This window comes from Nocardia sp. NPDC058058, assembly GCF_042885355.1.
In the GTDB taxonomy this organism is placed as follows: domain Bacteria; phylum Actinomycetota; class Actinomycetes; order Mycobacteriales; family Mycobacteriaceae; genus Nocardia.
Genome location: NZ_JBHVSA010000001.1, coordinates 1,482,365 through 1,491,359, shown reverse-complemented (window position 1 = coordinate 1,491,359; position 8,995 = coordinate 1,482,365). Strand labels below are relative to the sequence as shown.

Here is an 8,995-nt window from a genome sequence, read left to right as displayed (position 1 = left end):
AGTGAGGAAACCGCGTGACTCAAACCGAGAACGAATCGCTGTCCTTCCCTCCGGTCGAGCCGCCACCCTTTCCGGAGGCCCCGCCACCGCCCGCCAAGACGCCGATGTCGCGCCGGAAGCTCGCCGCACTCGCCGGAGTGTTGCCATTGAGCGCGGTCGCCGTCGGCTCGGCGTATTTCATCGGAAATTCCGATGATGGCAATTCCGCGGCACCCAAGCGCGCCAGCGGCCTACCGGTCAACAACGCCGGAGCGATCACCACCAGGTCCCAGCCGAACCCGGGTGTCGCGCCCGAGATCGCGAAAATCGGCAGCAGACATATTGCCGCCCTGCACGCAATTCATGTGCATCTCAAGAATATCGCCACCTACGACGCCAGATCTCTCGACGCCTATTTCGCCGGAGCCATCGCGGCGTCCACCGGGCCCTATCGCAAGCAACTCCAGGAAACCAATACCGCCACTCGCGCATATCTGCTCGCGAACAACAGCACCAGCGAAGTGGTCGACTTCAATTGCGGCCTGCGCGCGATCACCGACAATGTCGCCACGGCCGTGGGCTATATCAAACAATCCACCACCAGCGAGACCGCTCCCAATCCGGAAGTGGCGCTCACCGTCGCGGTCGTCACCGCGGAGGAGCAACCCGACGGCCGCTGGCTCATCAGCGATATGCAGCGCATAACGACCTGAGCGGCGGACCCGTGCACTTCACACTCTCTCGTATAGGTCGCCGTATAGGTCATGACCTGGTGGTGGCCGCAGGCCGCGGGCACCATGGCAGTGTTGGTCGGTTCCCTGCAGTCCGACCGGCGCCAACGTGAGAGAGGGACCGTTCTCCACCCCCAGCACAACCGCCGCCGGAGGCGGTCCGTCTCTTGCGTCACGGCCTCGGATGATCAGAGCAGGCCCACCAGGCGTGCCCGCTCCACGGCATTGCCCCGGGTATTCGCATCGAGCTTGCTGTAGATCCCGCGCAGATGCGTTTTGACCGTATTGATGGATACCCCGAGATCGGCGGCTATCTGTCCGGTGGTGCGTCCCGACGGAAGATGTTTCAGCACAGTCGTTTCCGATGCGGTGAGCGGGGGCAGCGTCGCACCGCGCACGGCCGCCGGATGATGGCGCAGCCGTTCGGCGAAATCGTCCAGCCGACCGAATCGGCCCGCGTAGATATCCAGCAGTTCGATCGCCTCGGGCACATCGAGCCAGGGGGAGACCAGCGCATCGGGTTCCGATATCCGCAGCGCCGACTCCAGCGCCTCCGCCGCCTTGGCGGGCATATCGAGCTTGTGCACCACGGCCGCGTAGCGCAGCCACGCCGCCAATTCCGTCACCGAGTACAGCTGCTCGGTGCCGTGCAGCAGCGGTTCCAGCAGTGCGCGGGCCGAACGGGGTTTATGCGCCGCATCGGCGAGCATCGCCTGGATCAGGATCACCTCGGCGCTGTCGCCGAGTACGGCCTGCGCGCGATCGGCCAACTCCTGCGCGGAGCGCACCTCGCGCAATTGCAGCAGCGATCGCACCACCGCAGGCAATTGCACGCCCTGATTGCCCGCGGGCAACGGATCCGATGCCAGCAATCGCAGCAGGCCGGTCCGGACCCGATGCACGGCGAGGTATTTGTCCTCGGCGGTGCGGCTGAGCAGGAACTGGCAGGCGACGACCGTGGGCAGACCCGTCGCGGGCATACCCGAGCGTTCGGGTTCGGACCACTGCTCCAGAATCTCGGCTATCCGCTCGGAATCGAAGGATTCGCCCTGGATATACCCTGTCAGCCCGGCCACGATCACCATGCGATGGGTATCGGGGAAATCCCGCAGATCATGTTCGAGCGCATAGCCGATCGCGACTTCGGAACGGGCGCGCGCGGCGCCGATCGCGCCGATGTACACCGACGCGACCGCCAGTCGCGCCAGTGACCGCAGCACCAGCCGATGCCGGCCGGTGCGCTCGGCCAGGGTGATACCCGAACGCAGCAGCGCCTCGCCCCGGTCGATCCGGCCGTGCAACAGCATGGCGCTCGCCGCCTGCACCGCCAGATAGCAGTCGATATCGAGGTTGCCGGTCGCGGGCAACTCGATGCCCGCCTCCAGTTCGTCGACCAGCGCGCCGGAACTCAGTACGGCGTCGATGGTCACCGCGGATCCGAGCGCGTCCAGCCAATGTATCGGCGCCAGTGACGGTTTGGTCATCGGCTGGGCGCGAATCAGTTCGAGGTACGCCAGCGCCGCGCGATCCTGGCCGCTCGTCACCGCGTCGATGGCCCGCAGCCGCCAGACGAACGGATCATCGGCGATGGGGGAGCCGGATCGATCGAGTTCCTCGAACAGCCGCGGTCCGGAACCGTCGAAGATCAGCCCGATACCGTTGTCGCGCAAGAACTCCCGCAGCGGCTCGGGATCGGTCAGGGCCAGCAGTTGCGGCAGCGCGTCGGCGGGCCGCCCCGCGTCGATGAGCGCTCGCGCGGTGCGCAGCCGCAATTCCGACAGCGCGGCGTCGCCGCGCCCGCGCGCCCGCGTCAGCAGATAGGCGCGCACCACGGGGTGATGGACGAACCACAGCGCACCGCCCTCGGAATGACGTGTGAGCGGAAAACCTGTGCGCTGCAACTCATCCAGCATCTCGTGGGTACGCACGCCGTGTAGCTCGTCGGCGAGCTGTTCGGTGAACCGCTCGGGAACCCCGGTGCTGATCAGGAATTCGAGCGTGGGCTCGGGCAGCGCGCCCAGCACCTCACCGACCACGAAGTCCGCCACCGCCGGTGCGGGCCGCGCCAGCAATGCCAGCGACGCGGCGCGATCGCGGGCCCCGCCCGCCACCGCCAGCGCCGCGATTCGCACCAGCGCCGTCCATCCCTCGGTGAGCGCCATGACCGTATCCAACTCGGATTCGGTCAGGGTGCAGCCCTGTCGGGTGAACAGTTGTCCCGCTTGGGATCTGGTCAATGCGAGATGCCATCTGCGGATGCGGGTGAGCCGGCCTTCCACATGCAGGGTGTGCCAGCGCAGCGGCGGCTCGAACCGTCCGGACAGCACGATGGTCAGCGTGCGTGGTGCGTGCCGGATCAGGTATTCGACCGCGACCAGCACGAAGGAATCGGTGATCAGATGCGCGTCGTCCACCACCAGCACGGCCGGGGTGTCGCGTTCGCCGAGCGCTTCGATCAGGTGTGCGGCGAAGGTGACGCCCGGCGGCGGCGGTGGGGTGCCGAGGGCCTCGCACAGTGCCCGGGTCACGACGGGCCAGCGGCTGCGATCGCGGTCGAAGGCCGCGGTGATGGTCAGCCACGCCACCGCGGTCTCGGGGGCACGTGCGCGTACGCGCTGTTCGATCCAGTCCAGCAACAAAACAGTTTTTCCGGCTCCAGCGGGTGCGTTGAGCACCACCACGCGGGCTCCCGGCTGCGGCGGCCCGGTGTCGAGGCGGTCGAAGAGTTCGGACCGGGCGATCGGATCGCAGGTGAGCGTGGGTGGACGGTAGGGCGCGGAGCGTTCGAGTACTGATTGCGGACAAACAGATGTTCGTTGTGAAGTCGTCACCGAATCCTCCGGCTCGAGTGCTGAGACATCACAACCGCCACTGGCGACGTTACCGCAAACCTCTGTTGATCAATCGTCCAATGAGGTACTTCACACCCGGGCGCATCGGTCCGATGCGCCCGGGTTCATCCGGGTCGCAGCGCTCACGCGGTGCCGCTCGGGGCGGGAATTCGGCCGAATATCCGCTCGGCATTCCCCTCCAGAATCGCCTGGGAATCCGCGGGCGCGATACCCGGATCGGAGATGTAATCGATCGCGCGCACGAAGACCTTGTCGTTCTCGTACGGGAAATCGGTGCCCAGCAGCAACCGGTCCGCGCCGAAGGAATCGATGGCGGCCTGCAGCGCGGGCAGATGACCGTGCCCGACCGTGTCGTACCACATGCGGCGGGCCTGCACGCTGGGTGCTTCGGGCGTCTGCGGCGCCTCCCACATGTACTGATTGTCGGCCCGCTGCAACAGCATCGGCAGTGCGCCGCCCAGGTGTGAGTTGATGATCTTGATGTTCGGATAGCGCAGCGGAAAACCTGCGGTGATCAACTGCATCACGCTGATCGTGTCCTCGATGGGCGCGCCCGCCATCCAGGTGAGGTGGTAGTCGCGTATCAGCGGTGAGCACGCGCTGTTCCCGGCCGGATGCAGATACAGCACGGTGCCGCGCCGATCGAGTTCGGCGAAGATCGGCGCGAATTCGGGATCCACCAGCGCCCTATCGAGCACCGTGGTGTTCATGGCCACGCCGACCATGCCCAAATCGTCCAGCGCCCGGCCCATCTCGGCAATGGACTCGGGGATATGCGGCATGGGCACCGAGGCGAAGGCCAGGAATCTATCCGGATGCGCGGCCACCACCCCCGCGTACTGATCATTGACGAATCGTGCTGCGGCGACGGCTTTTTCGCGGTCCGGTCCATAGGGATTCTGCGGTGCGGTGGACAGCACCTGCATATCGACACCGGCGCGGTCCATCAGCCGCAGCCGGGCATCGAGTTCCGCGCCGCCTCCCGCTCCCATACCGCGCTGGGTATCGGTATCGGTCTTGCCCAGCTCCACCAGCAGGTCTAGATAGTCATCGGTCCAATAATGCGCGTGCACATCGATTCGCATGGAATCCTCCTGTTCCGATTCGCGATCGGTCCTGCGCGAGCACCCGTCGTATCCGAGCGGTGTCCGATCGACTGATCTCAGCCTAGAAGCGTGATGCGCGACGGCACGCCACCCGTCCGGGGTGAAGCTCACGCGCGCTGCCGACGGGTTCCGACCGCTGTCGTGCGGAATTTGTGCGCCCTGTTCACCCGAAATGCGTGATGCGCGGGTATGCGCGCGGTTCGTAGCGTGCGAGCAGGCTCGATCACCGTGGTCGAGGCGTTCGAGAAAGGTCGTCATGACCGCTGGTGGGAGATATCGGCTGGAGGTCCTGACGCTGTGCCTCGCCGCCGGGGTCGCCGGACTGGCCGTCACCGTGCCGATCGATTTCCGCTGGCTGGCCCGCGGATCGGCGCTGGACCTGCAAATGCTGGTGTTCAGCACCCCGCGCGCGACGGCCACCGCGGCCCTGGCGGCGGTCGGGGTGGCGGCGCTGTGTACCGCGGCCACCGTTCGTTCGGTCTGGCTGCTGGCCTGGTTCAGCGGTGCGCTGCTGCTGCTCACCCACCTGGTGGCACACCGGCTGACCGTCGGATTGGCGACCTTCGGTTTCGTGGACGCGATCGTGAGCGGTGCGCTGCTGGGCGCGCTGATCGTGCTCACCGGGGGCCGTCGGCTGGCGCTGGCGGGCACGCTGCTGGGTGCGCTCTCGGGCATCGTGACCGGGAATCGGATCACCGTGCCGGGCAGCGGCGGGCAATCGAACGACGTGCTGCGCTGGGCGCTGGTCGATCCGCCGCCATTCCTGCTGATCCTGATCGCGGTGGTATCGCTCGGCGGCTGCGCCTGGCTGAACCGGGACGCGGATGTCGTTCCGGTGGTGGAGATTCCGCTGCGTGCGGTGGCGGCGGTGCTGGTCTTGGTCACCGCCTCGCTGGTGCGCTCGGAATGGCTGGCGGCCCAGGATGATTGGGCGGCGCGGATAGTCGGGGGCAGTGTGCTCATCGTGATCGCGACCCTGGTGGCGGCGCTGCTGCTACCGGGCCGCGACGGCGTGCTGATCGCGCTCGCGGTGGCGTTCACCGCCGCGGGCGGCGCGGTCGGTCTGGGATTGCGGCCGGGGTGGATGGTTCCGCTGCTGGTGGTCGCGGTGGCGGTGGGCCTGGCGGCGGGGGTGCGCTGGCCGCGCCCGCTGGTGGCGGTGCTGGCCACCATCGCACTGGCGGTGTTCGAGGCGCTGACCGTCGTACCCGGTGGAGCGACGGCGTTACCGGTGGCCGGTGCCATCGCCGTCGCGGCGGTCGGCGGCTACTGTTTCGGAGTCGTGGTGCCGCAGGAGCTTTCGAGCATGGCGTTGGCTCTGGTGACATTGATCGCGCCGTCTCTGGTGGCGGTGGTGACCAGCAGGCGATACGACCACGCGGGCCTGTCGAAGGTGTGGATCCACAGTCCGCCGAACGAGTCCTGGGTACCCGGCTGGATCGCGGTACTGGTCACCATCGCGTGCGGGGTGATGGCACTGGCGTTGCGGCACAACCGTTCCCGGCAGATCGAGCCATCCCCACCCGGTGGTCCGTCGGCTCCGCGGGGGCCGAGCGCCCCGGCGGAGCGTATTCCCGAGCGCGAACCGGTCAGGGTATGAGGCGGAAGCCATTGTCGAAGTCGACGTTCACCAGATCCCCGCGCCCGGCCAATCCCAGCTTCGAGAAGATATGCGAGAGATGGTTTCCCACGGTGCGCGGGCTGATCAGCAGGCGCGCGGCGATCTCCCGGTTGGTGAGTCCGGTGGCCGCCAGCCGGGCCACCTGCAATTCCTGGGCGGTGAGCACGGTGGCGGGATCGGAGTCCGAGCGCGCGACACCGACGGTGGTGCGATCACCGGCCATGACGATCTCACGCTCGGCGCGCTCGGCCCACGGGCGCGCGCCCAGCCGCTCGAAGGTGTCGTGCGCCGAATGCAATTGCTCCAGGGCCACTTTGCGCCGCCGCATCCGGCGCAGCCATTCCCCGAACTGCAATTGGATGCGCGCGTAGGTGAACGGCCGCTCGATCGGTGCGGTGCGCAGCGCCTCCAGGAACAGCGCCTCGGCCTCGGTATCGGCCGCCAGCAGCGCGCGCACCCGGGCCGCGTCCGCCGATGCCCATGCGGCAGTGGTGAGTTCGGCGTCCGCGGTGAGAATTCCGAGGTATTCGCGGGCGGGCTCGAACAGGCCCAGGCGGACGGCGGCCTCGGCGGCATCGGCCGCGCTCAACGCGACGATGGTGGATTGATGCGCGAAATGGTCCGGGGCACGGATGGTTCGGAGCAGTTCGAAGGCATCGTCGGGTCGTCCGGCGCCCAGTGCGGCGAGCGCGCGGCACCAGTACGCGTCCGCGGCGAGCGGATGGAATCGGATCGGCCGCGCGAAGGTCAGCGCCCGCTCGGTCAGTTCGATCGCGGTCGCCTCGTCACCGCGCAGCGCCGCGACGAAACCCAGTGCGGCATAACAGTATGCGGGGGTCTGCCGCCCGCCGAAATCATCCGAGAGCCGCAGCCCCTCGGTGGCCTCGGTAATGGCGTCGTCCCAGCGGCCCACCGCGATATCGAGCATGGCCTGCTGGCCGAGTGAGTAGCCGAGCCAGGTGACCGGTCCCTCGGTGCGCATCCGTTCGATGCTCTCCCGATACAGGCGCAGCGCGTGGGCTTCACCTCCGACGGCGATCGCGACCTCGGCGATCGGCAGCCGCGACGGCGGCAGCTCGGTGCCGCTGTCCACCGTGCGTGCGGCGATCGCGCCGAGTTGCGCCGCGGTCAGCGGATCGCTCAGGGCCCAGCTGGCGCGCAGCGCCAGATGCCGGAGTTCATCGGCGAAGCGCGGTTCGGCGGATGCGGCGTCGCGCAACAGCAATCGGCGCGCCCGCGCGGTATCGCCCTGTCCGAGTTCGAACAATCCGGCCAGGCCGCCGCCCGCCGCCCCGACCGCATCGGCCCCCGCGCGATCCTCGGCCGCCTGCAACAGTTCCCGCGCGGTTTCGGCGTCACCACCGTCCCAGGCGGCGCGCGCGGCCCGGGCCAGCCGGTGCGCGGCCGCGGCGGTATCGGGGGAGAGCGCGGCGGCCCGCCGATAGATCCGGGCCGCCGCCAGCGCGCCACCGCGGGCCCAGGCCCGCTCGGCGGCGGCGTCGAGCATCTCGGCGATCTCCTGATCCGGTTCGGTGGCGGTCGCGGCCACATGCCAGTCATGCCGCTCGCGGTCACTGTCCGCGTAGACCCGGGCCAGCGCGGCATGCACGATGCGCCGCAGTTCCGGATCCGCGCTGTCGTACACCGCGGCGCGAATCAGCGGATGGTCCACCGTGATTCGGCCGTCGACGGGCCGCAGCAGCTCGGAATTCAGTGCGGCGGAGAAGTCTTCGGCGGTGACCCCGAGCAATTCGGCCGCGCGCGCGATGGTGCGGGCGTCCGCGCCGTCATCGGCGGCCGCGATGAGCGCGATGGTCCGCTCGCTCGCGGGCAGCTCGCGCAGCCGGGCGTCGAACGATGCGCGCAGGCGCGGACCGAGCGCGATATGGGAACCGGCCGCCGGGCTCAGCGTCGTCCCCGCGCCGCGGCTCAGTTCCACCAGCGCGAGCGGGTTTCCAGCGGTGAGCCGCACCAGCGTGCTGGTACGCGCCCGGCTCAGCCTCGGGTTGTGTTCGGCGACAAGCCGTTCCGCGCTCGCGCTGTCCAGGCCCCGGATCGGCAGCACCGGGGTCGGCTCACCGGTCTCGCTGTAGGTGCCCGGATGCGCCGCGACGAGCATGGCGATCGGCTCCTCCGCGATACGGCGCGAGACGAATCGCAGGCAGTTCCGGCTCGGCTGATCGAGCAGTTGGAGATCGTCGATGATCACCAGTACCGGCCGCTCCCCGGCCAGCTCGGACAGCAGGGTCAGCACCGCGACGCCCAGCAGCAACCGGTCGCCGCTGTGCCCGCCCAATCCCAGCGCGCCCCGCAGCACCGCCGCCTGCGCGTCCGGCAACTCATCGATTCGATCGAGGACCGGCCACAGCAGCTGATGCAGTCCGGCGAAGGCCAGTTCGGTCTCGCTCGGCACCCCGCGGCAGGTCAGCACCCGGAAGTTGGTGGCATGCGCGGTGGCGTACCGCAGCAGCGCGGTCTTACCGATTCCGGGCTCGCCCACCAGGAGCAATGCCGAACCCTTCCCGTCCCGGGCCAGCGATAGCACCCGATCCAGTTCCTGGCGTTCGTGTTCGCGTCCGTACAGGCGCGCTGCGGAACCGGTGTGCTGCGGCATCGGAGAGGACTGCTCCCTTCTCGAGAAGATCGATACGGGTCGGGCGCTCGGTGCGAGCCTATCGGCACCCCCGACAGCTATTCTTGAACGGG

The 8,995-nt window shown here is 68.5% G+C and carries 5 protein-coding genes; 2 read left to right on the top strand and 3 right to left on the bottom strand.

The window, feature by feature from the left end; all coding sequences use genetic code 11:
* Window positions 1-14: 14 nt before the first annotated feature.
* Window positions 15-692 (top strand): hypothetical protein, encoded by a 678-nt coding sequence (locus tag ACFVUS_RS06890; RefSeq protein ID WP_387762229.1) that lies wholly within the window; start codon window positions 15-17, stop codon window positions 690-692.
* A gap of 206 nt (window positions 693-898) precedes the next feature.
* On the opposite strand, the gene ACFVUS_RS06885 is transcribed toward ACFVUS_RS06890, so the two are convergent.
* Window positions 899-3,541 carry a LuxR C-terminal-related transcriptional regulator gene (locus ACFVUS_RS06885; protein ID WP_387762228.1) on the bottom strand — a complete coding sequence of 881 codons (2,643 nt, stop codon included), beginning with the start codon at window positions 3,539-3,541 and terminating at the stop codon, window positions 899-901.
* 143 nt (window positions 3,542-3,684) lie between these two features.
* Entirely contained in the window at window positions 3,685-4,647 is a 963-nt protein-coding gene (locus tag ACFVUS_RS06880) for an amidohydrolase family protein (RefSeq protein ID WP_387762227.1), read from the bottom strand.
* Window positions 4,648-4,924: 277 nt separating this feature from the next.
* Here ACFVUS_RS06880 and ACFVUS_RS06875 point away from each other — a divergent pair, with 277 nt between their 5' ends.
* Window positions 4,925-6,268 (top strand): hypothetical protein, encoded by a 1,344-nt coding sequence (locus tag ACFVUS_RS06875; RefSeq protein ID WP_387762226.1) that lies wholly within the window; start codon window positions 4,925-4,927, stop codon window positions 6,266-6,268.
* Here the strand turns inward: ACFVUS_RS06875 and ACFVUS_RS06870 are convergent.
* A complete protein-coding gene (locus ACFVUS_RS06870) occupies window positions 6,258-8,903 on the bottom strand; it encodes an AAA family ATPase (RefSeq protein WP_387762225.1) in 2,646 nt (881 codons plus the stop codon). The two genes, ACFVUS_RS06875 and ACFVUS_RS06870, sit on opposite strands and share 11 nt — an antisense overlap.
* Window positions 8,904-8,995: the final 92 nt, after the last annotated feature.

Excerpts from the sequence above, each read along its gene's own strand:
- ACFVUS_RS06880 (WP_387762227.1), bottom strand. The coding sequence starts at position 4,647 with ATGCGAATCGATGTGCACGCGCATTATTGGACCGATGACTATCTAGAC.
- ACFVUS_RS06875 (WP_387762226.1), top strand. The coding sequence starts at position 4,925 with ATGACCGCTGGTGGGAGATATCGGCTGGAGGTCCTGACGCTGTGCCTC.
- ACFVUS_RS06870 (WP_387762225.1), bottom strand. The coding sequence starts at position 8,903 with ATGCCGCAGCACACCGGTTCCGCAGCGCGCCTGTACGGACGCGAACAC.